The following is a 24,513-nucleotide window of genomic DNA, read 5'->3' as shown; positions in this document are numbered from 1 at the left end:
CCCTTTCCCGGGTACGGCTGTACGGCTCAGCCGGCGAGCAGCAGCGCCTGGTCCAGGGCCTGGAGGAAACGATTCGTCGTCACCCGGTCCCGGACCGCGAGCCGCAGCCAGTTCCGGTCGAGCCCCGGGAACGTGTCACCCCTGCGGGCCGCGAAGCCGAGCAGCCGCAGCTTGTCCCGTACCGCGTCCGCCCCGTCGATCCGTATCAGGACGAACGGACCCTCCGCACCCGGCACCGTCCGCACCTCGTCGAACTCCGCCAGACCGGCGAGCAGATGCGCCCGCTCCACCCCGATCAGATGCGCCGCGTACTCCGCCTCCGCGAGCGCCGCCCGCGTCATGCACGCCTCCGCCGCCACCAGCGCCGGCGTCGACACCGGCCACAGCGGCTGCGCCCGTTCGAGCAGCGCGATCGTCTCCGGCGCGGCCAGCGCGTACCCGATCCGCAGCCCGGCGAGCCCCCAGGTCTTGGTGAGGCTCCGGAGGACGATCAGCCCCGGCACGTCCGTCCGCGAGGCCAGCGACTCCCGCTCGCCCGGAACCGCGTCCATGAAGGCCTCGTCCACGACGAGGAACCGCCCCGGGCGGGCCAGCGCGGCGATCGCGGCGGCCGGGTGCAGCACGGAGGTCGGGTTCGTGGGGTTCCCGATCACCACCAGGTCCGCGTCCTCCGGCACCGCCGCCGGGTCGAGCCGGAAACCGTCCTCCTCGCGCAGCAGCACCCGCCCCACCTCGTGCCCGGCGTCGCGCAGCGCCGCCTCCGGCTCGGTGAACTGCGGGTGCACCACCACGGGCCGCCGCACCGGCAGCGCCCGCGCGAGCAGCACGAAGGCCTCCGCCGCGCCCGCCGTGAGCAGGACCCGGTTCGCCGTCAGGTCGTGCCGCTCGGCGACGGCCGCACGCGCGGCCCGGCCGTCCGGATAGGCCGCGAGGCCGGTCAGGGAGTCGGCGATTCTTCGGCGCAGCCAGTCCGGCGGGGTGTTCGTCCGGACGTTGACCGCGAGGTCGATCAGCTTCTCGTCGCGGACCTCGGCGTCGCCGTGGTGCCGCAGGTCGTGGTTGTCGGTCCCCGAGGGAGCGGGGGAGGGGGTGTGCGAGGAAGTGTGCGTGTCCATGGCCGCCGTCGTGTGGGGGGTGGGGATGGTGGGGGTGAACAGAGTGGGGGATGAGCCGGGCTCGTCTGCGATGTACCCGTGAGCCGAGGGCAACAACCGTGCGTCCGAAGCGAGTTCGTTCGGACAAACAGGGACGCACGTGACGAGGGCGCAGGTTACGCGCCGGGTCTTCCGCTTCGGCACCCGCAGCACGGCCCGCGGCGTGGACACCGTCCCCGCCGACAGCAGCGCCGCCGCCTCCGCGACCGAGGCCGTCCCCGCCGAGGCCAGCGGCACCGACGACGGATGCGGTACGGGGACGGCCGCGAGCTCCTCCACCGTGAACCCCCGCACCGGCACCCCCAGCTCCACGGCCGCGCCCGCGATGCCCGGGTGCGCGGCCCGCGCGTCGAGCGTGGCGAGCGAGCGGACCGCCGTCCGGCTCAGCCCCGCTTCCCCGAGCACCGCGTCGACCAGGCCGAGCACCTCGTCCGCCGAGGCCCCCGAGCGGGCCCCGACGCCGAGATGCGCGCACACCGCGCCATCCGATACCAAAGGCCCATGGCTGTAGTCGTCGCGCTCGGCGCGTTCCTCATGACGCTCTTCGGCGGCTGGGTCGCCGGGCGCGTCACCGACCGCCGGCACCTCGTCCTCGGCCTCGCCGGCGGACTCATGCTCGGCGTCGTCGGACTCGACCTCCTGCCGGAGGCCCTGGAGGCCGCCGGGCGCGAGGTCTTCGGCGTCCCCGAGGCCCTGCTCCTCTTCGTCGGCGGCTTCCTCCTCGCCCACATCGTCGAGCGACTCCTCGCCGTACGCCGGGCGGGGCACGGGGTCGGCGCCGACGAGAGGGTCCCGCAGGTCGGCCTCACCGCCGCCGGCGCGATGGTCGGCCACAGCCTCATGGACGGCATCGCGCTCGGCGCCGCCTTCCAGGTCGGCGGCGGCATGGGCGCGACCGTCGCCCTCGCCGTCATCACCCACGACTTCGCCGACGGGTTCAACACCTTCACCATCACGAGCCTGTACGGCAACGCCCGCCGCAAGGCCGTCGCCATGCTCGTCGCCGACGCCGTCGCCCCGGTCGTCGGCGCCGCCTCCACGCTCCTGTTCACCCTTCCGGAGGAACTCCTCGGCGGCTATCTCGGCTTCTTCGGCGGCGTCCTGCTCTACCTCGCCGCCGCCGAGATCCTGCCCGAGGCCCACCACGAACACCCCGCCCGTTCCACCCTGCTGTGCACGGTGGCGGGCGTGGGCTTCATCTGGCTCGTGGTCGGAGCCTCCGGAGGCTGAACTCACGCGAGCGGCCCGCCGCCCGCGGAACGCCCCGCGCAGTGCGCGACGAAACGGCTCGCGGCGCCCGGCGCCCCCGCCCAGTGGGTGTGCACGTAACTCGCGTGCACCCCGCCCTGCACGAAGCCCTCGACGCGCCGCTCGGGCTGCCGCAGCCCCCACGCGGGGAGCGCGCCGGCGCCCGGCTCGATCACGGTCCGGTGGAACTCGTGCCCGCGCATCCGCGCCCCGGCGGGCGCGAGCACGCTGTCGCTGACCGCGACGGCGTCCCGGTACCCGAGCGTGAGCCGCTCCGACATCCGGGCGTCCGCGTCGAGCACCCCGCACATCGGGTTGCCGTCGAGCGACCGCGCCAGATACAGCAGCCCGGCGCACTCGGCGGCGACCGGCGCGCCCGACGCGGCGAGCTCGGCGACGGCCTTGCGCAGCGGCAGGTTGGCCGACAGCTCGGCTCCGTACATCTCGGGGAACCCGCCCCCGACGACGAGCCCCGAGGTCCCCTCGGGCAGGCTCTCGTCCCGCAGCGGATCGAAGGTGACGACCTCGGCCCCGGCGGCGGACAGCAGCTCGGCGTGCTCGGCGTACGAGAACGTGAACGCGGCCCCACCGGCGACGGCGACGACGGGCGCCGGCCCGGCGGCCACGTGCTCCGATCCCTCCGGCGTCCACGGCTCGTCGTGCAGTTCCGGAGCACTGCGCGCCAGCGCGAGCAGTGCTTCCATGTCGCACCCGGCAAGCACCTGCTCCGCCTGCGCCGCCACCGCCTCCACCGCCGCCGCCTGCCGCTCGGCGACGGGCACAAGACCCAGGTGCCGCGACGGAGTGGCGACGGCCGCCGCCCGCCGCAGCACGCCCAGCACCGGCACGCCCGACTCCCCGAGCGCCTCCCGCAGCAGGTGCTCGTGCCGGTCGGTCGCGACCTTGTTGAGGATCACGCCCCCGAGCCGCACCTCCGGGTCCCAGGACGCGAAGCCGTGCACGAGCGCCGCCACGGACCGCGACTGCGAGGACGCGTCGACGACGAGCACCACCGGCGCCTTGAGAAGCTTCGAGACCTGCGCGGTGGACGCCAGCTCGCCCTGGTCGGCGGCGCCGTCGTACAGGCCCATGACCCCCTCGACCACGGCCAGGTCGCAGCCGCGCGCCCCGTGCAGGAAGAGCGGCGCGATCCGCTCCGTACCGCACATGTACGCGTCGAGGTTGCGGCCCGGGCGGCCGGTGGCGAGCGCGTGGTAGCCCGGGTCGATGTAGTCGGGCCCGACCTTGTGCGGGGAGACGGCCAGGCCACGGCCGGCGAACGCGGCCATGAGGCCGGTCGCGACCGTGGTCTTGCCCGCGCCGGAGGACGGCGCGGCGATGACGAGACGCGCTACCACTCGATGCCCCGCTGGCCCTTCTGACCGGCGTCCATCGGGTGCTTGACCTTGGACATGTCGGTGACGAGATCGGCGAAGTCGAGGAGCTCCTGCGGAGCGTTGCGCCCCGTGATGACGACGTGCTGGGAGCCCGGACGGTCGCGGAGGACCTCGACGACCTCCTTGACGTCGATCCAGCCCCAGTGCAGGAGGTAGGCGAACTCGTCGAGGACGTAGAACTTGTACGTCTCGGCGGCGAGGTCCCGCTTGACCTGCTCCCAGCCCTGCCGCGCCTTCTCCTCGTGCGGGATCTCGCCCTCGGCGACCTCGCGCTGGATCCAGGACCAGCCCTCGCCCATCTTGTTCCAGGTGACCGTGCCGCCCTTGCCGGTCTCGCCGAGCGCCTTGAGGGCGTTCTCCTCGCCGACCTTCCACTTGGCGGACTTCACGAACTGGAACACCCCGATGGGCCAGCCCTGGTTCCAGGCGCGCAGCGCCATGCCGAACGCGGCGGTCGACTTCCCCTTGCCGACGCCCGTGTGCACCATCACGAGCGCCCGGTTGCGGCGCTGGCGGGTGGTGAGGCCGTCGTCGGGCACGACGGTCGGCTGTCCCTGCGGCATTAAGCGGCCCTCCTCATAGTCCGTTCTCCTGCCTGTACGTCCCTGACGAGCCCGGCGATCGAGTCGGCGCGCAGTTCGTCCAGGGTGACGGCGGTGCCGCCGAGTTCGCGTGCGAGTTGCCCCGCGAGCCCGAGCCGTACGGGCCCGGTCTCGCAGTCCACGACGACGCTGGCCGTGCCGTCGGCGGCGTGCAGCCGCGCGGCGCGGGCGGCGAGCCCCACCGGGTCGGCGCCGCCGCCGGTGGCCCGGCCGTCGGTCACGACGACGAGCAGCGGACGGCGCGAGGGGTCCCGCAGCCGTTCGATCCGCAGGACGTCGTGGGCCTTGAGCAGCCCGGCGGAGAGCGGCGTACGCCCTCCGGTCGGGAGCTGTTCGAGCCGGGTGGCCGCCGCGTCGACGGACGAGGTCGGCGGCAGCGCGACCTCGGCGGTACGCCCCCGGAAGGTGACGAGGCCGACCTTGTCGCGCCGCTGGTAGGCGTCGAGCAGCAGCGACAGCACGGCGCCCTTCACGGCGCTCATGCGCTGCCGGGCGGCCATCGACCCGGAGGCGTCCACGGCGAAGAGCACGAGGTTCCCCTCGCGGCCCTCCCGGGTCGCCTGCCGCAGGTCGTCCCGCCGGACGACGAGCCCGGGCCCCGACCGGCCGCGCGCCCGCTGGTGCGGGGCGGCGGCCTGGACGGTCGCGGCCAGGTGCAGCTTGGTGAGCGCGCCCCTGGGCCGCGTGGACCCGGTGGTACGGCCGTGCTCGGTACGGGCCCGGGAGCGGCGCCCGGCGGCGCCCTCGCCGAGTCCGGGCACGCTCAGCATCCTCGTACGGAAGGGCTCGGCGGCCTTGACGGCGGCACGCTCGCCGGCGCCGGGGCCGGAGCTCTGGGGGGCGGGCGACTCCTGCGGAGCCGTGCCCGTGTCCGGTACGTCCTTGGCCGGGGGCCCGTCGCTCTGCGGCGGAACCCCGCCACCGTCGGGTCCGCCACCGCCGGGACCGCCACCGCCGGGACCGCCGTCACCGGGCCCGTCCGGATCGGTCTCCGGGTCGGGCTCGGGGTCCTCCTCCGGTTCGTCGTCCCCCTTGAACTGCTCCAGGGTCTCGTCGAGCTTGTCCTCGTCGAGACCGGGCGCGTCGAAGGGGTTGCGGCGACGGCGGTGGGGGAGCGCGAGCAGCGCGGCCTGCCGCACGTCCTCCGACGTGACCTCGGTCCGCCCGTCCCAGGCGGCGAGCGCGGTGGCGGTGCGGGCCATGACGATGTCGGCGCGCATGCCGTCGACCTCGAAGGCGGCGCAGGTGGCGGCGATCTGGAGCAGCACCGCGTCCCCGAGCGTCACCTGCGGCAGCAGGGCGCGGGCGGCGACGATCCGCGCGCGCAGCGCGCTCTCCTCGCCGGCCCAGCGCGCCGCGAAGCCCGCCGGGTCGTCCTCGAACGCGAGCCGCCGCCGGACGACTTCGACCCGCTGCTCGGGCACGCGGGAGGCGGCGACCTCGACGGTGAGCCCGAACCGGTCGAGCAACTGGGGCCGCAGCTCGCCCTCTTCGGGGTTCATGGTCCCGACGAGGAGGAACCGTGCGGCGTGCCGCACGGAGACGCCCTCGCGCTCGACGTGGGAGGACCCCATGGCGGCGGCGTCCAGCAGGTGGTCGATCAGGTGGTCGCTGAGCAGGTTGACCTCGTCGACGTACAGGATGCCGCGATGGGCGGCGGCGAGGAGCCCCGGCTCGAAGGCCTTGACGCCGTCGGCGAGCGCCTTCTCGATGTCGAGCGCGCCGACGAGCCGGTCCTCGGAGGCGCCGACGGGCAGTTCGACCATGCGGGCGGCCCGCTCGTCCCCGCCGGCGGTCTCGTGCGGCCCGTCGGGGCAGCCGGGGTCGGGCGATGCGGGGTCACAGCTGAACCGGCACCCGGCGACCACGGGCACGACGGGCAGCAGCTCGGCGAGCGCCCGCACGGCGGTCGACTTGGCGGTCCCCTTCTCCCCCCGGACGAGCACACCGCCGACGGCCGGGCTGATCGCGTTCAGCAGCAGCGCGAGCCGCAGATCGTCCATGCCGACGACGGCGGTGAACGGATAGCGGGTGCTCATCGGGAGGTCCTTTCCTCAAGTGTGATCGGCCGGCGCCCCAGGGGAGCCGACAGGGCAGCGCCGCACGAAGTGCGGCCGCTGCGCGTGGGGACGGGGCCGTGCGACCCCACGGCGCACGAAGTGCCGCCGTTCGCGCCGACCACGGCGCCGAAGGCCGCCGACGGCGAGCGGCCACCCACAGGGGCCACCCGCAGGTGAGTCTCCGAGCCGCACGGGTGGTGCGGGTGGGAACCCAAGCCCGTCCGGAGGGCGGGCGCAGCCCCCGCGCGGCGAAGCCGCGCCCGAACCGCCCCGCCCGCCCACCGGCTCACGGCGCACCCGGCGGCACGAACGGCAGCCCCTCCGGGGCCCCCTCCTCGATGAGCCGCAGCAGCGCCCCCGTGTCGGCGTGCTCCTCGATCAGGTCCCCGAGCCGGTCGAGCTGCTCCTCCCGCAGGGTGCCGAAGGCCGTGTCGGGCGCCGGCACGAACCGCCGCCCGGACGCCGCCGCGACCTCCCGCAGGAACGCCCGCCGGAAGCCGTCGCTCTCCAGGGAGCCGTGCCAGTGCGTCCCCCAGACCGCCCCCACCCGGCACCCGTCGAGGAACGGTTCCCCGCCTTCGACCGTCGCGACGCCGTGGTGGATCTCGTACCCCTCGACCCGCTCCCCGAGCGCCTCTCCGACGGGCCGGGCGAGCGTCTTCTCGGGCGCGAACCGGATCCGTACGGGCAGCAGCCCGAGCCCGTCGACGACGCCCGCCCTCGACTCGACCTCGTCCTCGATCCGCTCGCCGAGCGCCTGGAAGCCGCCGCAGATGCCGAGCACCGGCCGCCCCTCGGCGGCCCGCCGCACGAGCGCGTCGGCGAGTCCCCGTTCCCGCAGCCAGGCGAGCGCCTTGACGGTGCCCCGGGTGCCGGGGACGACGACGAGGTCCGCGTCGACGAGTTCCTCGGGCCGGTCGACGAAGCGGACGACGACGCCGGGTTCGGCGGCGAGCGCGTCGACGTCGGTGAAGTTGGACATGAGCGGTACGGCGCAGACGGCGACCCGCAGGACGTCCTCGCCGACGGGCGGCGCGACGACCGACTCGCGGACGGTGCCCCGCAGGGAGACCCGGAGGCCGTCCTCCTCGTCGATGCCGAGCCCGTGCGCGTACGGGAGGACGCCGAAGGTCCGGCGCCCGGTGAGGTCGTACAGCATGTCGAGCCCGGGTTCGAGGAGCGTCACGTCGCCCCGGAACTTGTTCACGAGGTAGCCCGCGACGAGGGCCTGGTCCTCGGGCGAGAGCAGCGCCGTCGTCCCGAAGAACTGGGCGAAGACCCCGCCCCGGTCGATGTCGCCGACCACGACGACGGGCAGCTTCGCGGCCCGCGCGATGCCCATGTTGACGATGTCGGTGCGCCGCAGGTTGATCTCGGCGGGGCTGCCGGCGCCCTCGCAGATGACGGCGTCGTACGTGCTCCGCAGCTCTTCCAGGCAGGCGAGGACCGGTTCGAACAGCTCCTTCTGCCGTCCGCCGTGGTAGCCGCGGGCCGACAGTTCGCCGACGGGCTTGCCCATGAGGACGACCTGGCTTGACCGGTCGCTGCCGGGCTTGAGCAGCACGGGGTTCATGAGCGCGGTCGGCTCGACGCGCGCGGCCTGTGCCTGCATGGCCTGCGCGCGCCCGATCTCGGCGCCCTCGCGGGTCACGAAGGAGTTGAGGGACATGTTCTGTCCCTTGAACGGGGCGACCTTGATCCCCTGCCGGACCAGCCAGCGGCAGATCCCGGCGGTCACGACGCTCTTGCCCGCGTCGGACGTGGTCCCGGCGACGAGCAGTCCGCCACCCCTCGTGCGGCCACCCATCAGACAACCCTCCGCTTCAGCGCGTTCACGATCAGCCGGCCGCCCACGCAGGCGGCCAGCGAGACGGCGGTGACCCGGCGGGAGAGCCGGACCGCCCGGTCGATGTCGGCGACCTCGACGGGCCGCCCCTCCCCGTTGAGGACGGGCCGGTGCTCGACCCGTCCGCCGTACGAGAGGGTCCCCCCGAGCCGTACGCCGAGGGCGCCCGCGAAGGAGGCCTCGACGGGGCCCGCGTTGGGGCTCGGGTGCTTCGCCGCGTCGGCCCGCCAGGCCCGTACGGCTCCGCGCGGGTCGTCCCCGGCGAGCGTTGCGGCGACGGCGGTCAGCCGGGCGCCGGGCCAGCCGGCCACGTCGTCGAGGCGGGCCGAGGCCCAGCCGAAGCGGCGGTAGCGCGGGGACTTGTGGCCGACCATCGCGTCCAGGGTGTTGACGGCCCGGAAGCCGAGCAGCCCGGGGACGCCCGCGACCGCGCCCCAGAAGAGGGCGCCGATCACGGCGTCGGAGGTGTTCTCGGCGACGGACTCGACGACGGCGCGGGCCATCGCGGGACCGTCGAGGGACTGCGGGTCGCGTCCGCAGAGGTGCGGCAGCCGCTCGCGGGCCACGTCCAGGTCCCCGACGGCGAGCGCCCCGCCGATCGCGTGGGCCTCGCGCCCCAGGGTCGTACCGCCGACGACGGCCCAGACGGACGCGGCGGTGAGGGCGACGGCGGCGGCGGGCCGGTTCCGTACGGCGCGGGCGGCGAGGGCGCCGGCGGCGACGGTCGTCCCGGCGCAGACGGCGGTGTGCAGGGCGCCCCAGGCGCGGTCGTCGCGGTGCAGGCGCTGTTCGACGGCGGCGGCGGTGCGGCCGAAGAAGGCGACGGGGTGGCCCCGGCGGGGATCGCCGACGAGACGGTCGACGGCCAGCCCGAGGGCGGCTCCGTACGCGAAGGCACGGGTGGCTCTGATGCGGCCGGTCATGGCGCATGTCCTCACTCAGGGTCCGCGCCCTGGATCGACGTGACCGGCGGCGAGAGTTCCTGACTTCCGGACCCTGGGGGCCCGGTCACAGTGGCGGGACCGCGCCGGATTCGCACCGGACTTCCTCTGACTGCCGCCGTATTGGCCTCGGCAGTCCACCACGCGCCGCGAACACCCGTCAACCCACGCTTGACCTGCGACGGGTCACTGTGCGAAGCACCACAAACACGGCACCGGGCACACGGCGGACGGCCCCCACCCGAAGGTGAGGGCCGCCCGCCGTGGAGAAGGGGTGGGACCGTCAGGCGACGATCAGGTAGATGCCGTAGGCCACGGCCGCCGCGCAGAGGGCGAAGCAGGCGTAGGCGCCGGTGCGGGCGAGGGCGGCGGAGCCGCCGTTCGCCTCGGCCTCCTCCTGCTTGCCGAGGCCGACGATCCCGAGGGTGAAGAGGCCCACGAGGGCGACGGTCGCCACGAGGCTGACTCCGAAGACGGAGCCGAGAGCTGCCCAGTCGATCTTCATGTCGTTCGTTCCTTACACCGCAGCGGCGGAGGCCGGGGGGGCGGCCGGGTCCGTGGGGACCGGCGCCGGGATGGTGGTCTTGAGGTCCTCGTCCGCGACGGCGGCGACGGAACCGGCGGCCGGCGGCGGGGTGACGGCCGCGATGGCGGTGGTCACGACGCCCGCGGGCTCCTCGTCGAGGTCGTCGGCGGTGACGTTGTGGTGGTCGACCGGCTTGCGACGGGAGAGCGTCCAGATGACGCCCGAGCCGGCGACGAGAAGGACGGCGACGGCGGCGATGCCCCAGGGGCCCTGCTTGGTGAGGAACTCGGCGCCCGCGCCGACGATCGCGGCGGCCGGGAGGGTGAGGCCCCAGGCGACGAACATCCGGGTGGCGGTCGACCAGCGGACGACACCGCCCTTGCGGCCGAGGCCGGCGCCCATCACGGCACCCGAGCAGGACTGGGTGGTGGAGAGGGAGAAGCCGAGGTGAGAGGAGGCCAGGATGACCGTCGCGGCGCTGGTCTGGGCGGCGAAGCCCTGCTGCGGCTGGAGGTCGGTGAGGCCCTTGCCCATGGTGCGGATGATGCGCCAGCCGCCGAGGTAGGTGCCGAGCGCGATGGCGACACCGGCGGAGACGACGACCCACAGGGGCGGGTTCGAGCCGGGGGCCACGACACCCTGGGTGACCAGGGCGAGGGTGATGATGCCCATCGTCTTCTGGGCGTCGTTGGTGCCGTGCGCGAGGGAGACGAGACCGGCGGAGGCGATCTGGCCGGCCCGGAAGCCCTTGGCCGTGGCCTTGGCGTCGGGGTTGGCCTTGATCTTGTACGTCAGCTTCGTGGCGGCCATCGCGGCGAGGCCGGCGACGATCGGCGCGGCGACGGCCGGGATGAGGACCTTGGTGACGATCGTCGGGCCGTTGACCGCGGACCAGCCGGCGGACATGACGGCGGCGCCGATGAGGCCGCCGAAGAGGGCGTGGGAGGAGCTGGACGGCAGGCCCAGGAGCCAGGTCAGCAGGTTCCACAGGATGGCGCCCACGAGCGCCGCGAAGATCACTTCTGTGCGAATGCCCTCTTCGTTGATGATCCCGCCGGAGATCGTCTTGGCGACCTCCACGGACAGGAAGGCTCCGACGAGGTTCAGCACGGCGGACATGGCCACCGCCGTCTTGGGCTTGAGCGCACCGGTCGAGATGGTCGTGGCCATCGCGTTGGCGGTGTCGTGGAAACCGTTCGTGAAATCGAACACGAGAGCTGTCACGACCACAATGGCGAGCAGCAGCGTGATGTGTTCCATTTACCCAGGCAATCGTTTGACGTCAGTGGCTCGTCGAACGTAGGCAACCTGAGTGAACGGAAGGTGAACTGGGGCGGGCGACGTGGTGTCCCCATCCGGTGTCAAGAGATTCCGCTTCGCTCTCCGGCGGGCAAGGTGTCCACGATGCGGTCACCCTGCGACCGCCGGTAATCCTGGCCCCCAACGGTCCCGTGCGCCCCGGCCCGGCCGACCCTCCCGGCCGCCGTTCCGTTCCCTGGACGAGACCATCCGACCGGGGGACGCCGGTGAGGAGACCCTTGTCACTCGCGAGAGGCACACCGGCGGTCTCCCGGTGGCAGGCGGCCCGCACTCTGCGGACACTGGGAGCGTGCGCACGGTGACAGCGACGGCAGCGGCCGTCACGACTCTGATAGGTATCGGCGCGGCCGCGGTGGCGGCCGGTCGGTACGCCAGCGACGTCGCCCTCAAGGCGCCGTCCGGACGACCACTCCCGGGCGATCCCAAGCTGACCGTGCACGCCACGGGCCCGGACCGGATCACCCTCACCCGGAGCCTCGCCTCCCTCCGCCCCGGTACGTACGGGATGGCGGGCCACGGCCTGCACGCGGTCCTCGGCCCCGTCCTCGACCGGGCCCCGCACTCCGCGGACACCGTCGTCCGGCGGCTCGAACGCGTCGAGCTCGGCGCGATCGCCCCCGGCGTCCGGGTCAGGCTGACCCCGGCGCTCCACCGGGGCACGCCGCAGTCCGCCCTCGGGATCGCCCACGAGGACGTCGAGATCCCCGGCGAGCTCGGGCAGCTGCCGGGCTGGCTCGTGCCGGCGGCCCGCTCGACATGGGTGATCGCCCTGCACGGCCTCGGCACGACCCGCGAGCACCCGCTCAACGTCGTCCCCTTCTTCCACCGCCGCAAGATCCCCGTCCTCGTCCCCGCCTACCGAGGCGACGAGGGGGCCCCGGAGTCGCCGGACGGTCTCGCGCACCTCGGCGACTCCGAGTGGCGGGACGTCGACGCGGCGATCCGGTACGCGGTCCGGCGCGGCGCGGAGAAGGTCGTCCTGCACGGCTGGGGGACCGGCGCGTCGATGGCGCTGCGGGCCGCCGCCGAATCGGGGGTACGGGACCGGATCGCCGGCCTCGTCCTCGACTCCCCGGTCCTCGACTGGGAGGCCACGATCCGCAACCTCGCCGCGGCCCACCGCGTCCCGTCCCCCCTGCTCCCGCTCGCGGTCCGCTCGGCGGAAGGCCGGACGGGCCTCCACGGCGACCGCCTCCAGGCGGCCTCCGAACCCGGCGCCCTGAAGGTCCCGGCCCTCCTCTTCCACGGCCCGGACGACACGATCGCCCCCTGGGACCCCTCCGTCGAACTGGCCGTGCGCCGACCCGAGCTCATCACCCTCCACACCGTCCGCCAGGCGCCCCACGCCGCCATGTGGAACGCCGACCCCTCCCGCTACGAGGAAGCCCTCCGCCGCTTCCTGACCCCTCTCCTCTGATTCCGCCGGGGCGCCCGGACGGGCGTTCGCGCGCCCCTTCCCGCGGTCGATCCGACGAGACCGTGCATTCCGATTGGGCTTTCGGGCCGTCAGCGGGAAGACTGCCCCCGTGACGTCTCGAAAGCCCGATGAACCATTGGCGCGCAACTCCAGACTCCGACTCGTCCGTCCGCGGGCGCTGGCCACTGCCCGGCGGGCCGTGACGAACCGGCGGACCCGCCCGGCGCCGCGCCCGCCCGAGGGCACTCCGCCCCGCGCGGAACTCGCCCGCCAGGCCCGGCACGTCCTCGCCGACGCCGTCCGGATCGCCCGCTGGGCCGCAGCCCCCCGCGGGCCGCGCTCCCTCTCCCGCACCGGCCTGCCCCCGCGGGAACGGGCCGCGATCGAACTCGACCTGACCCCCGGCCAGGTCAAGACCGGCTGGGACCGGGCCCGGCTCGCCGGCCTCGTCGAGCTGCACGGCGACACCGCCCGCCCCGGCTGGCGACTGCACGCCTGGGACCGGGACGACTCCGCCGTCCTGCGCGGCTGGGTCGCCCTCTTCGACGCCTGGTCGCTGGTCCACCCGGCCCCCGAGGACGTCGCGCCCAGCGCCGTCGCCGAGGTCGTCGAGGCCGTCCCGCAGGTGCTCTCCCTCCTCCAGCTCTCCCAGGGCCCGGTCCCCGTTCCGGCCCTCCTCGACCTGCTCGGCCAGCGCGTCGAGGAGCTCCGCGAGGAGCGCTGCGAGGTTCCCGCGCCCGGCCAGACGCCCGGCCGGGCCCCCGAGCCGCCCACCGAACCCCCGGCCGGCCTCCCCGGCCTCCTCGACTGGGCCCTCGACGGCCTCGCCGCCGTCGGCGCGCTCACCCTCGACCCCGGCGCGGACGGCCGTCAGGCCACCCTCACCCCCCTCGGCAACTGGGCGGTCTGGGTCAAGCTGGAGCAGATCTGCGTCGCCGCGCAGAGCCCCGCCGGCAACATCGAGCAGTCCGCCGAGGACATGCTCCGCGGCTGCGCCCGGCTCACCCCGGGACCGGCCCGCGCCGAGTACCGCGCCTGGCTCGCCGCCCGCACCCTCTCCAGCGCCGTGGGCGAGCTCCTCGCCGTCGCCCGCGGCGAGGACGCCCTCCTGCGCGGCCTCGCCTTCGAGGCGCTCCGCGTCGTCGGCGCCCCCGCCGAGGCCGAGGTCCGGGCCACCGTCACCGAGCCCTCCCTCCGCCCGTACGCCCTGCTGTGGATCGCGGAGTACGAGGGAGCGGACCCCGACGACGCCCCGGAGGTCCTCACCCGCGAGGAGGCCACCTGGCTCTGGGTCGACACGGCCGCCGCCGTCGCCGACCACGGCGAGAGCGAGCTCCTCGTCCGGCACCTCGAATCCGCCGTCCAGGGCACGGTCCCGGCGCTCCTCGACGAGGTCAGGGCCGTCGGCCACCCCCGTACGGTGCAGGTTCTCGTCGCCCTGGCCGCCGCCCACCCGGACCCGGCCCTCTCGAAGGCCGTCCGCCGGGCCGCCTTCCAGGTCCACACCGGCAGCGCCTGACCGCCCGGAGCCGGGGCGCCGGACGCGCCCCGGCCGCCCCGGCGTCGCCCCGCTACTCCGCGGCGGCGCCGGGCACGTACGTCCCGAAGCTCCAGATGTTGCCCTCGGCGTCTCTCGCCAGGTAGTCCCTGGCCCCGTACTCCTGGTCCGTCGGCGGCATCAGGATCTCCACGCCGTGCGCCACCGCCCGCGCGTGGTGCCCGTCCACGTCGTCCACGTGCACGAAGACGCCCGTCGGCCCCGCGTCGGCCATCAGCTTGTCGAACTCGCTGCCGGTGCCCTTGCTGCCGAGCATCACCATGCCGTTCCCGTACGCCAGCTCGGCGTGTGCGATCCGGCCGTCCTCCGCCTCGTACACCGCGCTCGCCGTGAAGCCGAAGCCCTCCGTGAGCAGGGTGATCGCGCCCTTCGCGTCCTCGTACGACAGCGTCGGGCAGATGTGGGGTGCCTCGGCCATGACGACCACGTCCTCTCGCTCGCGTGTGACCCTGAATGTGACCTGGATCTCATCCTCGCAGCCGCCACTGACAACGGGTCCGCGACTCAGCGGAAGGTGTTGCACTGGGCCATGTCGCCGGTCTTGTACCCCTGGTAGAACCACTGCTGCCGCTGCGCCGCCGAGCCGTGCGTCCAGCTCTCCGGCGTCACCCGGCCCTGGAACTTCTCCTGGATCCGGTCGTCGCCCACCGCGGCCGCCGCGTCGAGCCCGTCGCGGATGTCCTCGTCCGTGAGCCGCGTCAGCAGCAGCCGCCCGGTCTTGTCGTCGGGGGTGGTCGTCGCGTGCCGGGCCCACACCCCGGCGTAGCAGTCCGCCTGGAGCTCGACCCGCACCGCGTTGGAGTTCGCGCCGGTCCGTCCGTCCTGGGCGCGGCTCAGCGTCCCCATCAGGTTCTGGATGTGGTGGCCGTACTCGTGCGCCACCACGTACGCCTGGGCGAAGGGCCCGCCGCTCGACCCGAACTTGGTCCGCAGCTCCTCGAAGAAGCCCAGGTCCAGGTAGACCTGCCGGTCGCCGGGGCAGTAGAAGGGGCCGACGGCCGAGCTCGCCGTGCCGCACGCGGTCCCGACCCGGTCGGTGAACATCACGGTCTGCGCGTTCGCGTACGTCCCGCCCCGGCGCGCGTACTCGCTCCGCCAGAAGTCCTGGACGCTGTTGACCACGGCGACGATCCGGCAGTCCTGGCGGGCGTTCGCGTCCGAGCCCTTCTTGCAGGTCTGGCTGACCTGCGCCGCCGAGGACGAGGTCGCCACCGGCTGGTCCTCGCCGCCCGAGGAGAGCCCGAGCTGATCGGGTCCGACCCCGAAGAGCACGCCCAGGATCAGCGCGATGAAGCCGATGATCCCGCCGCCGACGGTCGCCCGGCCGCCCGGGATGCGGCTGCTCCGGACGTCCCGTACCTCCGAGGTGTCCAGATCGGCGTCGTCGTCGAACTGCACGGTCCACCACCCTCCGCGTCACCGCTGCTCAGTGCCGCGGCAGTGGCCGCCGCCCTGCGCCGAGTATCGGATGATCCGGCACGTGCCGCCCCTTTTGAGGAGTACGGGGGGATTCGCGAGGACCGGGTCTGGCGGTGTTCCGTGCCCCACATGGCCGAAAACCAGTTGCAGGTGCCCGTTAGACTGGCCGTATGGACATTCTTCCCTGGGACCTGATCCCCTGGGACATTCTTCCCTGGGTGCATTAGCGGCGTCGAAGCCTGCCACCAGTCGTTCTTCCGCCGTTTCCCACCGCCTGGAGTCTGTCCGTGATCACCGCCACCGGCATCGAGCTGCGCGCCGGCGCCCGCGTCCTCATCGAATCCGCTTCCTTCCGCATCGCCAAGGGCGACCGCATCGGCCTCGTCGGCCGCAACGGCGCGGGGAAGACCACCCTCACCAAGTGCCTCGCGGGCGAGGGGCAGCCGGCCGCCGGCTCCATCACCCGCTCCGGCGAGGTCGGCTACCTCCCGCAGGACCCGCGCACCGGCGACCTCGACGTCCTGGCCCGCGACCGCATCCTCTCCGCCCGGGGCCTCGACACCCTCCTCAAGAAGATGCGGATGAATGAGGAGCGCATCGCCAGCGGCTCCGGCGCCACCCGCGACAAGGCCATGCGCCAGTACGAGCGCCAGGAGACCGAGTTCCTGACCAAGGGCGGGTACGCGGCCGAGGCCGAGGCCTCCACCATCGCCGCCGCCCTCGGTCTGCCCGACCGCGTCATGGGCCAGCCGCTGCACACCCTCTCCGGTGGTCAGCGCCGCCGCGTCGAGCTCGCCCGGATCCTCTTCTCGGACGCCGACACGCTCCTCCTCGACGAGCCCACCAACCACCTCGACGCCGACTCGATCGTCTGGCTGCGCGACTACCTGAAGACCTACCGCGGTGGCTTCATCGTCATCTCCCACGACGTCGACCTCGTCGAGACCGTCGTCAACAAGGTCTTCTACCTGGACGCCAACCGCTCCACGATCGACGTCTACAACATGGGCTGGAAGCTCTACCAGCAGCAGCGCGAGGCCGACGAGAAGCGCCGCAAGCGCGAGCGCCAGAACGCCGAGAAGAAGGCCGCGGCCCTCAACTCGCAGGCCGACAAGATGCGGGCCAAGGCGACCAAGACCGTCGCCGCGCAGAACATGGCCAAGCGCGCCGAGCGCCTGCTCTCCGGCCTGGAGGCCGTCCGCGTCTCCGACAAGGTCGCGAAGCTCCGCTTCCCGGAGCCCGCGCCCTGCGGCAAGACCCCGCTGACCGCCGAGGGGCTCTCCAAGTCCTACGGCTCGCTGGAGATCTTCACCGACGTCGACCTCGCGATCGACAAGGGCTCCCGCGTCGTCATCCTCGGCCTCAACGGCGCCGGCAAGACGACCCTGCTCCGCCTCCTCGGCGGCGTCGAGACGCCCGACACCGGCGAGGTCACCCCCGGCCACGGCCTGAAGCTCGGCTACTACGCCCAGGAGCACGAGACGCTCGACCCCGAGCGGACCGTCCTGGAGAACATGCGCTCGGCCGCGCCCGACCTCGATCTCGTCGAGGTCCGCAAGACGCTCGGCACCTTCCTCTTCTCCGGCGACGACGTCGACAAGCCGGCCGGGGTGCTCTCCGGTGGCGAGAAGACCCGTCTCGCCCTCGCGACCCTGGTCGTCTCCTCGGCGAACGTGCTCCTCCTCGACGAGCCGACGAACAACCTCGACCCGGCCAGCCGCGAGGAGATCCTCGGCGCCCTGCGGACGTACAAGGGCGCGGTCGTCCTCGTCACCCACGACGAGGGCGCGGTCGAGGCGCTCGACCCGGAGCGGATCATCCTGCTCCCGGACGGTGTCGAGGACCTGTGGGGCCCGGACTACGCGGACCTGGTGGCCCTCGCCTGACCCTCGCCGGGCCCTCCGAGGGCCCGGTGATCATGTGGAGCTGGATCATTCGGCTCATGGGTGATCCTTCATCTGAGTGAGGATGTCTCGTACATCCCGGCGCGGTGCTCTGCCGAATCCTTCCGGCAGACCCGCGCCGCACGTGTGTTCCCCCGACGTCGCTGACCTGGCACTTCCCGGGCCCCCTCGTCCGGAAGCGATGTCCCGCGCGCCCGGAATCGGGGACTCCGATCGTGATGAGCGCGTACGCCTCCGCAAACCGGGCGGGACGGACCTTGTCGAATGGGTGGCCAGGACGCCGGGGAGGGGTGATCATGAGAAGTCCAGAGCGCACTTCCCATGAGGAGGCACGGGTGGCCGAGACTCTGAAGAAGGGCAGCCGGGTGACCGGCGCCGCGCGCGACAAGCTCGCGGCAGACCTGAAGAAGAAGTACGACTCCGGTGCGAGCATCCGGGCGCTGGCCGAGGAAACCGGCCGCTCCTACGGATTCGTCCACCGGATGCTCAGCGAATCCGGAGTCACGCTGCGTGGACGCGGCGGAGCGACCCGGGGCAAGAAGGCGGCCTCGGTCTGACATCGGGGCGGCTCGTTCGGGCCACCGGGTCTCTCGGTGGCCACCCGGTCGACCCCCGGGTCGGCCAGGTGGTTACTGTGCAGTCACTTAGCATCCCGTTATGCAGTGCTGCACCGGAACCGGAGGCGCCCCATGACTACGCTCGACGATTCCGAGTTCGATACCGAGCTCGTGTTCGACAAGGACGGTGTACGGCTCACCGTCGAGGACGCCGTTGCCACGGTGACCCTGACCAACCCGGCGAAGCGCAACGCCCAGTCTCCCGCTCTGTGGCGGGCGTTGACGGAAGCCGGCCGGTCGTTGCCCGGCAGCGTGCGGGTCGTCGTCCTGCGCGGTGAGGGAAAATCCTTCTCCGCGGGACTCGACCGGCAGGCGTTCACGCCCGAGGGCTTCGACGGAGAGCCGTCCTTCCTCGATCTCGCACGCGGTTCCGACGAGGACCTCGACGCCGAGATCGCCGAGTACCAGGAGGCTTTCACCTGGTGGCGCCGGAGCGACCTCGTCTCCATCGCGGTCGTCCAGGGCCACGCCATCGGCGCGGGCTTCCAGCTCGCCCTCGCCTGTGATCTGCGGATCGTCGCCGAGGACGTGCAGTTCGCCATGCGCGAGACCAGCCTGGGGCTCGTCCCGGACCTGACCGGGACGCATCCGCTCGTCTCGCTCGTCGGCTACGCCCGCGCGCTGGAGATCTGCGCCACCGGCCGCTTCGTCCACGCGGAGGAGGCCGAGCGCATCGGTCTCGCCAACATCGCCGTGCCCGTCGGGGAACTCGACGCGACGGTACGGGACCTGAGCGCCGCCCTGCTCGCGGCGCCGCGCGCCGCGGTCAACGAGACCAAGGCGCTCCTCCAGGGCGTCTCCGGTCGCTCGTACGAGGAGCAGCGCGTCGCCGAGCGCGCCGCCCAGGCCCGTCGCCTGCGCGACCTCGCGGGCATCGGCGACTGACCCGCTCGCCGGAGCGGCCTTACCGCAGCTCCGAGACCAGCACCGTGACCGCCGTCGCCCCCTGGGTGGCGGCGGTCACGGCCGTCCGGACGGCCCGCGCGACCTCCAGGGGGCGGCGGCCGGCGGTCACGGCGACCTCGACCCGTACGTGACCGGGGGTGCGGCGGACCGGCGGGCCGAGCGTGTCCGTCACGCCCGCCACCCCCTCGACCCGCAGCGCCGCGAGGGCGGCCGGGTCGTCGGTGGCGGGGGAGGGTCGCCCGGACGGCGCAGCGGGGGCCCCGGCGTTCTCCGGTGCCGCGTCCAGCAGCTCCGTCACCCGCAGGTCCACCGATCCGACGACGAGCCCGAGCCCGTCCTCCGCCGCCCTCAGCAGGGCCGCGCGCAGCTCGGCGGCGAGCTCGGGCAGTGGCCGGGACCCCGCGACGGCGGCGAACCCGCCGGAGATCCGCACGGCCCCCGGCGCCGCCCCGTCCGCGTACTCCACGCCGACCCTGAGCTCACCCGGCACCGCGCCCACCACGGCCCCGGCGGCCGCCTCCAGCACGCCCCGCACCGCGCGCTCCGCGATCCACGCGTCCTCCGCCTCCGCCCCGAGCGGCAGCAGCCTGCCCGGCGCGAGGCGGTCCCGTACCGCCGCTGTCCAACCCTCAGCCGTCGTCATGACACCAGACTGCCGTATCCCCCGGGGCGGGATCGGGAAGCCGCCCTTAGTGTGGGCGAAGTACCCCGAAATATCCTGAAAGGGGCGAAACGCCATGACGGACACCGCACACTCGGACACCGGAGCGAGCGAGGAACAGCGCGAGGGGCGCCGTACCTCCGTGACCAAACGGGGCGGCGGCGACCCGGCCTCGCGGGGCCGCACCACGATCGCCGACGGCGTCGTGGAGAAGATCGCCGGTCTCGCCGCACGCGACGTCGTCGGCGTCCACGCGATGGGCAGCGGCCTCTCGCGCACCTTCGGGGCCGTACGGGACAAGGTGCCCGGCGGCGGGAAGTCGAACGTCACCAGGGGCGTGAAGGCCGAGGTCGGCGAGGTGCAGACCGCGCTCGACCTGGAGATCGTCGTCGAGTACGGCGTCTCCATCAGCGACGTCGCCGGAGCCGTACGGGAGAACGTCATCACCGCGGTGGAACGGATGACCGGCCTCGAGGTCGTCGAGGTCAACATCGCGGTGAGCGACGTGAAACTCCCGGACGAGGAGGAGGACGAACCGGAGTCGAGACTCCAGTAGGCCCGAGACTCCAGTAAGGGGACGCAATGAACATGGCGGTGGTCGGCCTGGTGGCCGGCATGGCCCTCGGTTTCGCCGGGTACTTCGGCGGCTTCGGGGCGTTTCTCCTGGTCGCGGCCCTGGGCGCGATCGGCTTCGTGGTCGGCCGCTTCCTCGACGGCGACCTCGAGTTCGGCGACCTGTTCCGGGGTCGCGAGCGCGGCGACCGGCGGCGGTGACGCGGGTGGCAGGAGACGCGGTCCGCGACCGGGGGGCGACGACGATCGCCGACCGGGTCGTCGCGAAGATCGCCGCCCAGGCGGCGCGGGAAGCCCTGGGCACCGTCCCGGCGGGCGCCTCCGCGCCGCACGCCTCGGTGGTCGTCCATCGGGACGCCGCCCGGGTCGCGGTGAGCCTCGAACTCCCCTACCCCTCCGACATCGGCCGCCAGTGCGGGGCCGTACGGGGCCGGGTCCGCACCCGGGTGGAGGACCTCGTCGGCATGGAGGTCCACGAGGTGTCCGTCCACGTGGAGCACCTGCACTCCCCGCACACCCGCAGCACCGACCCGAGGGGCCGCCTCTCATGACGACCACCCCGGACCCGGCCCCGGCACCCCCCCTCGGGACCGCGTCCCCCGACACCGTTCCCGTGCTCGCCGGTGAACCCGGCCCCGGCGGGCCCGTCCGGCGGTTCTGGGCGGTCCGGCGCGTGCCCGCGGCGATCGTCGCCGCCGTCGTGCTCGGGGCCGCCGGGCTGCTGCTCTACGACGTCGCGGCGGTGCGGGCCGAGCGGGACGCCATGGCGTGGCGGCGCGAGCTCGCCGACGCGCTGGCGACGAAACCGCTCGACAGCACCACCGTGGTCGCCGGCGCCGCCCTCGCGGTCCTGCTCGGCCTCTGGCTGCTGGTCCTCGCGGCGACCCCGGGGCTGCGCGCCGTCCTCCCCATGCGCCGCGGACACGCCGACGTGCGGGCCGGTCTCGACCGGGACGCCGCCGCGCTCGTCCTGCGCGACCGCGTCATGGAGGTCTCCGGTGTGCGGTCCGTCCGCGTGAACGTCGGCCGGTCCAAGGTCGCCGTCCGCGCGGTCTCGCACTTCCGGGACCTCGACGAGGTCCGCACCGACGTCGAGAACGTCCTCGCCACCGGGGTCGACGAACTCGGCCTCGCCCACCCGCCCGCGCTGACCGTCCGGGTCACCCGACCGCCCGAGAAGGGGTGACCCCGGTGACCGTCGTCCTCCGCCGCGTCAACCGCTTCCTGCTCGGCCTCGCCGGGCTGCTCCTCGTCCTCGGCGGCGGTGCCGTCCTCGCCGCCGCGCTCGACCTCTCGGTGCCGTCCTGGTGGCCCTGGTCGGGCCCGGACGACGTCCTGCTCTCCGCCGCCGACCGGCAGCGCTGGCGGGAGGAGGGCTGGTGGTGGCCGGTGGTCATCGCGGCCCTCGCGATCGTCGTCCTGCTCGCCCTCTGGTGGCTGCTCGTCCAGTTCCGCCGGGCCCGTCTCCGCGAGGTCGTCGTCGACACCGGCGACGGCGAGGAGGCCCTGGTCCGCGCCCGGACGCTGGAAGCGGCCCTGGAGGCCGACGCCATCGCCCAGGAGGGCGTGGCCCGGGCGAAGATCTCCCTCACGGGCCGCCGCACCGCGCCCCGGACGCGCGTCGCGCTCCTCCTGGAGCCGCACGCGGCCCCCGGAGACGCCCTGTCCGCCCTCGGCGACGAGGCCCTCGCCCACGCCCGTGCGTCCACGGGCCTCGCCACGCTTCCCACCGAGGCCCGCCTGCGGGCGGTGCGGCACCGCGCCCGCAGGGTGACCTGACAGAGCCCGTCAGAAACCGGAGCGCGCCCCGCCGTCCACCGGCAGCATCACGCCCGTCAGGTACGAGGCGGCGGGAGAGAGGAGGAAGGCGGCCGTGCGGCCGAACTCCTCCGGCGTGCCGTAGCGGCGCAGCGGGATCGTGGCCTCGTTCGCCGCGCGGGCCGCGTCCGCGTCCCCCGACAGCGCGTCGAGCGAGCGCACCCGGTCCGTGTCGATGCGGCTCGGCAGCAGCCCGACGACCCGCACCCCGCGCGGCCCCAGGTCGTTCGAGAGCGACTTGGCGAAGCCCGCGAGACCCGGCCGCAGGCCGTTCGAGATGGTCAGGCCGGGGATCGGCTCGTGCACGGAGCCGGAGAGCACGAAGCCGATGACCCCGCCCTCGGTGAGCGTCTCGGCGGCCGCGCGGGCCAGCCGTACGGCCCCGAGGAAGACGGTGCCGAAGGCCGCCGCCCACTGCTCGTCGGTGTTGTCGGCGGCGAAGCCCGGCGCCGGGCCGCCGACGCTGATCAGGATGCCGTCGAAGCCGCCGAACCGGGCCCGCGCCTCGGCGATCAGCCGGGCCGGGGTCCCCGGGTCGTCGTTGTCGGCGGCGACGCCCGCCGCACCCGCCCCGAGCTCGGCGACGGCCTCGGCGACCGTCTTCTCCTCGCGCCCGGTGACCAGCACCTTCGCGCCCTCGGCGAGCAGCGCCTCCGCCGAGGCGCGCCCGAGTCCCCGGGTGGCGCCGGTCACGACGTACACGCGGTCCTTCAGTCCAAGATCCATGGATCTATCCTGCCGGGTCCGGCTCCCCGGGAGCCAGCGCCAGCGCCGTGCCCACCAGGCCGATGTGGCTGAACGCCTGCGGGAAGTTCCCCAGCTGACGGCGGGCCACCGGGTCGTACTCCTCCGCGAGGAGACCCACGTCGTTGGTGAGGGCGACGAGCCGTTCGAACAGCTCGCGCGCCTCCGCCTCGCGCCCGGTCAGCCGCAGCGCGTCCGCCAGCCAGAACGAGCAGACGAGGAAGGTCCCCTCCTGCCCGGGCAGCCCGTCGACCGCCCCCGAGTCGACGGTGTAGCGCCGCAGGAAACCGCCGTGCGAGAGCTCCGCCCGCACCGCGTCGACCGTTCCGACCACCCGCGGGTCGTCCGGCGGAAGGAAGCCGACCCGGGGGATGAGCAGCGTGGCGGCGTCCAGCTCCCGGGAGCCGTACGACTGCGTGAACGTGTTCCGGTCGGGGTCGTACGCCTTCGCGCACACCTCCGCGTGGATCTCGTCCCGCATCGCCCGCCACCGCGCCGGGTCCCCGGGCAGGGTGGGGTCCGCCTCCAGGGTCCGTACGGCACGGTCGGCGGCGACCCAGGCCATCACCTTCGAGTGGGTGAAGTGGCGGCGCGGCCCGCGCACCTCCCACAGGCCCTCGTCGGGGTTCCGCCAGCTCGACTCCAGGAAGCCGAGCAGGCTCAGCTGGAGGTTCCAGGCGTGCCGCACGGGCGGGATGCCGGCCTCCCGCGCGAGGTGCAGGGAGTCCATGACCTCGCCGTACACGTCGAGCTGGAACTGGTCCACGGCCGCGTTCCCGGTCCGCACCGGAGCCGAGTCGGCGTACCCCCGCAGCCACGGCAGGGTCGTCTCGGGCAGCCGGCGCTCCCCGGCGGGGCCGTACATGATCTGGAGGTCCGCCGGGTCGCCGGCGACGGAGCGGAGCAGCCAGTCGCGCCAGGCGGCGGCCTCCTCGACGTATCCGGCGGCGAGCAGCACGCCGAGGGTGAGGGAGGAGTCGCGAAGCCAGCAGGCGCGGTAGTCCCAGTTCCGTACGCCGCCGAGCTCCTCCGGCAGGGAGGTGGTGGGGGCGGCGACGATCCCGCCGGTCGGGGCGTAGGTGAGCGCCTTGAGGGTGATGAGGGAGCGGAGCACGGTCTCCCGGTGGGGACCCCGGTAGGTGCAGCGGGCCGCCCAGGCCCGCCAGTCCGCGACGGAGAGCTCCAGGGCCTCGAAGGGGTCGACGAGGTCGGGGCGCGGCTCGTGGGAGGGGTGCCAGGTGAGGACGAAGGCGACCTTCTCGCCGGCGGCGACGGTGAAGGAGGAGCAGGTGGCGAACTGCTGGCCCCAGGTCTTCACGGGCGGCTCGCTGCGCAGCCAGACCGCGTCGGGTCCGGCGACGGCGACGCGGTGGCCGGCGGAGCGGCGCACCCAGGGCACGATCGAGCCGTAGTCGAAGCGGAGCCGGAGGACGGAGCTCATCTCGACGGTGCCGCTGACGCCCTCGACGATCCGCATGACGTCGGGGGCCCTGTCCCGCTGCGGCATGAAGTCGACGACCTTGACCGTGCCCGTACGGGTCTCCCAGAAGGTCTCCAGGACGAGGGTGTCCTCGACGTACCGGCGGTCGGTGCAGCTCGTGGCGCCCTTGGGGGCGATCCGCCAGTGGCCGTTGTCCTCGTCGCCGAGGAGGGCGGCGAAGCAGGCGGCCGAGTCGAAGCGGGGGAGACACAGCCAGTCGACCGATCCGTCGCGGCCGACGAGCGCGGCGGTCTGGAGGTCGCCGATGAGGGCGTAGTCGTCGATACGTTGCGTCACGCTTTGGGCTGTTCCCGGAAGCGGC

The 24,513-nt window shown here is 73.9% G+C and carries 24 protein-coding genes and 1 riboswitch; of the genes, 11 read left to right on the top strand and 13 right to left on the bottom strand.

The window, feature by feature from the left end; all coding sequences use genetic code 11:
* Positions 1-26 precede the first annotated feature (26 nt).
* Positions 27-1,631, bottom strand: a complete 1,605-nt coding sequence (gene cobC / locus ACFC0Z_RS34210; RefSeq protein ID WP_376446506.1) for an Rv2231c family pyridoxal phosphate-dependent protein CobC — start codon at positions 1,629-1,631, stop codon at positions 27-29.
* A gap of 24 nt (positions 1,632-1,655) precedes the next feature.
* Here cobC and ACFC0Z_RS34205 point away from each other — a divergent pair, with 24 nt between their 5' ends.
* Positions 1,656-2,384, top strand: a complete 729-nt coding sequence (locus ACFC0Z_RS34205) for a ZIP family metal transporter (RefSeq protein WP_376446505.1) — start codon at positions 1,656-1,658, stop codon at positions 2,382-2,384.
* A 2-nt stretch (positions 2,385-2,386) separates the two neighbouring features.
* On the opposite strand, the gene ACFC0Z_RS34200 is transcribed toward ACFC0Z_RS34205, so the two are convergent.
* The 7 genes from ACFC0Z_RS34200 to ACFC0Z_RS34170 form a co-directional block, all read right to left on the bottom strand.
* Entirely contained in the window at positions 2,387-3,760 is a 1,374-nt protein-coding gene (locus tag ACFC0Z_RS34200) for a cobyrinate a,c-diamide synthase (RefSeq protein WP_376446503.1), read from the bottom strand.
* Positions 3,754-4,362 (bottom strand): cob(I)yrinic acid a,c-diamide adenosyltransferase, encoded by a 609-nt coding sequence (cobO, locus tag ACFC0Z_RS34195; protein WP_376446500.1) that lies wholly within the window; start codon positions 4,360-4,362, stop codon positions 3,754-3,756. The genes ACFC0Z_RS34200 and cobO overlap by 7 nt, the downstream gene beginning before the upstream one ends.
* Positions 4,362-6,440 (bottom strand): putative cobaltochelatase, encoded by a 2,079-nt coding sequence (locus ACFC0Z_RS34190; RefSeq protein ID WP_376446497.1) that lies wholly within the window; start codon positions 6,438-6,440, stop codon positions 4,362-4,364. The genes cobO and ACFC0Z_RS34190 overlap by 1 nt, the downstream gene beginning before the upstream one ends.
* 307 nt (positions 6,441-6,747) lie before the next feature.
* On the bottom strand, positions 6,748-8,268 hold the full coding sequence (locus ACFC0Z_RS34185) for a cobyric acid synthase (RefSeq protein WP_376446495.1): 1,521 nt from the start codon (positions 8,266-8,268) through the stop codon (positions 6,748-6,750).
* A complete protein-coding gene (locus ACFC0Z_RS34180) occupies positions 8,268-9,230 on the bottom strand; it encodes a cobalamin biosynthesis protein (protein WP_376446493.1) in 963 nt (320 codons plus the stop codon). Before ACFC0Z_RS34180 ends, ACFC0Z_RS34185 begins: the two co-directional genes overlap by 1 nt.
* Positions 9,231-9,262: 32 nt before the next feature.
* Positions 9,263-9,406, bottom strand: a riboswitch (cobalamin riboswitch).
* A gap of 125 nt (positions 9,407-9,531) precedes the next feature.
* Complete coding sequence (locus ACFC0Z_RS34175) at positions 9,532-9,753, bottom strand: hypothetical protein (RefSeq protein ID WP_376446490.1); 222 nt, start codon at positions 9,751-9,753, stop codon at positions 9,532-9,534.
* 12 nt (positions 9,754-9,765) lie between these two features.
* Positions 9,766-11,034: an anion permease gene (locus ACFC0Z_RS34170; RefSeq protein WP_376446488.1), complete on the bottom strand. Its 1,269-nt coding sequence runs from the start codon at positions 11,032-11,034 to the stop codon at positions 9,766-9,768.
* Positions 11,035-11,383: 349 nt separating this feature from the next.
* Between ACFC0Z_RS34170 and ACFC0Z_RS34165 the strand changes: the two genes are divergently transcribed.
* Both ACFC0Z_RS34165 and ACFC0Z_RS34160 read left to right on the top strand, forming a co-directional pair.
* Positions 11,384-12,511 (top strand): alpha/beta hydrolase, encoded by a 1,128-nt coding sequence (locus ACFC0Z_RS34165; protein ID WP_376446485.1) that lies wholly within the window; start codon positions 11,384-11,386, stop codon positions 12,509-12,511.
* 109 nt (positions 12,512-12,620) lie between these two features.
* Positions 12,621-14,030 (top strand): hypothetical protein, encoded by a 1,410-nt coding sequence (locus ACFC0Z_RS34160; protein ID WP_376446483.1) that lies wholly within the window; start codon positions 12,621-12,623, stop codon positions 14,028-14,030.
* 52 nt (positions 14,031-14,082) lie between these two features.
* Here the strand turns inward: ACFC0Z_RS34160 and ACFC0Z_RS34155 are convergent, their stop codons facing one another.
* Both ACFC0Z_RS34155 and ACFC0Z_RS34150 read right to left on the bottom strand, forming a co-directional pair.
* Positions 14,083-14,487, bottom strand: a complete 405-nt coding sequence (locus ACFC0Z_RS34155) for a VOC family protein (RefSeq protein WP_376446481.1) — start codon at positions 14,485-14,487, stop codon at positions 14,083-14,085.
* Between the two features lie 86 nt (positions 14,488-14,573).
* Positions 14,574-15,467, bottom strand: a complete 894-nt coding sequence (locus ACFC0Z_RS34150) for a neutral zinc metallopeptidase (RefSeq protein ID WP_376446479.1) — start codon at positions 15,465-15,467, stop codon at positions 14,574-14,576.
* Positions 15,468-15,775: 308 nt separating this feature from the next.
* Here ACFC0Z_RS34150 and ACFC0Z_RS34145 point away from each other — a divergent pair, with 308 nt between their 5' ends.
* The 3 genes from ACFC0Z_RS34145 to ACFC0Z_RS34135 all read left to right on the top strand — a co-directional run bounded on the left by ACFC0Z_RS34145 (position 15,776) and on the right by ACFC0Z_RS34135 (position 18,894).
* Positions 15,776-17,374: an ABC-F family ATP-binding cassette domain-containing protein gene (locus tag ACFC0Z_RS34145; protein ID WP_376446476.1), complete on the top strand. Its 1,599-nt coding sequence runs from the start codon at positions 15,776-15,778 to the stop codon at positions 17,372-17,374.
* Between the two features lie 353 nt (positions 17,375-17,727).
* Positions 17,728-17,949: a helix-turn-helix domain-containing protein gene (locus ACFC0Z_RS34140; RefSeq protein ID WP_024756249.1), complete on the top strand. Its 222-nt coding sequence runs from the start codon at positions 17,728-17,730 to the stop codon at positions 17,947-17,949.
* Positions 17,950-18,081: 132 nt separating this feature from the next.
* Positions 18,082-18,894 carry an enoyl-CoA hydratase/isomerase family protein gene (locus ACFC0Z_RS34135; protein WP_376446474.1) on the top strand — a complete coding sequence of 271 codons (813 nt, stop codon included), beginning with the start codon at positions 18,082-18,084 and terminating at the stop codon, positions 18,892-18,894.
* Positions 18,895-18,913: 19 nt separating this feature from the next.
* On the opposite strand, the gene ACFC0Z_RS34130 is transcribed toward ACFC0Z_RS34135, so the two are convergent.
* Positions 18,914-19,558, bottom strand: a complete 645-nt coding sequence (locus ACFC0Z_RS34130; RefSeq protein ID WP_376446471.1) for a hypothetical protein — start codon at positions 19,556-19,558, stop codon at positions 18,914-18,916.
* A gap of 94 nt (positions 19,559-19,652) precedes the next feature.
* On the opposite strand from ACFC0Z_RS34130, the gene ACFC0Z_RS34125 reads away from it, so the two are divergent.
* The 5 genes from ACFC0Z_RS34125 to amaP are packed head-to-tail and all read left to right on the top strand — an operon-like array spanning position 19,653 to position 21,928.
* Positions 19,653-20,132, top strand: a complete 480-nt coding sequence (locus ACFC0Z_RS34125) for an Asp23/Gls24 family envelope stress response protein (protein ID WP_376446468.1) — start codon at positions 19,653-19,655, stop codon at positions 20,130-20,132.
* A 26-nt stretch (positions 20,133-20,158) separates the two neighbouring features.
* The gene (locus ACFC0Z_RS34120) at positions 20,159-20,350 is read left to right on the top strand and encodes a hypothetical protein (RefSeq protein ID WP_376446465.1); all 192 of its coding nucleotides are present in this window, start codon (positions 20,159-20,161) and stop codon (positions 20,348-20,350) included.
* Complete coding sequence (locus ACFC0Z_RS34115) at positions 20,347-20,700, top strand: Asp23/Gls24 family envelope stress response protein (protein WP_376446462.1); 354 nt, start codon at positions 20,347-20,349, stop codon at positions 20,698-20,700. The genes ACFC0Z_RS34120 and ACFC0Z_RS34115 overlap by 4 nt, the downstream gene beginning before the upstream one ends.
* A complete protein-coding gene (locus ACFC0Z_RS34110; protein ID WP_376446459.1) occupies positions 20,697-21,335 on the top strand; it encodes a DUF6286 domain-containing protein in 639 nt (212 codons plus the stop codon). Before ACFC0Z_RS34115 ends, ACFC0Z_RS34110 begins: the two co-directional genes overlap by 4 nt.
* 5 nt (positions 21,336-21,340) lie before the next feature.
* A complete protein-coding gene (gene amaP, locus ACFC0Z_RS34105) occupies positions 21,341-21,928 on the top strand; it encodes an alkaline shock response membrane anchor protein AmaP (RefSeq protein ID WP_376446456.1) in 588 nt (195 codons plus the stop codon).
* A 9-nt stretch (positions 21,929-21,937) separates the two neighbouring features.
* Here amaP and ACFC0Z_RS34100 read toward each other — a convergent pair whose 3' ends face one another.
* Positions 21,938-22,693, bottom strand: a complete 756-nt coding sequence (locus ACFC0Z_RS34100; RefSeq protein ID WP_376446453.1) for an SDR family oxidoreductase — start codon at positions 22,691-22,693, stop codon at positions 21,938-21,940.
* A gap of 4 nt (positions 22,694-22,697) precedes the next feature.
* Positions 22,698-24,488: a glycoside hydrolase family 15 protein gene (locus ACFC0Z_RS34095; protein WP_376446450.1), complete on the bottom strand. Its 1,791-nt coding sequence runs from the start codon at positions 24,486-24,488 to the stop codon at positions 22,698-22,700.
* Positions 24,489-24,513 lie beyond the last annotated feature (25 nt).

Origin of the sequence: Streptomyces sp. NPDC056144 (assembly GCF_042264145.1) — a bacterium.
Classification (GTDB): Bacteria; Actinomycetota; Actinomycetes; order Streptomycetales; family Streptomycetaceae; genus Streptomyces.
The sequence above is the reverse complement of the archived record's forward strand: the minus strand, read 5'-3'. Positions and strand labels throughout refer to the sequence as shown.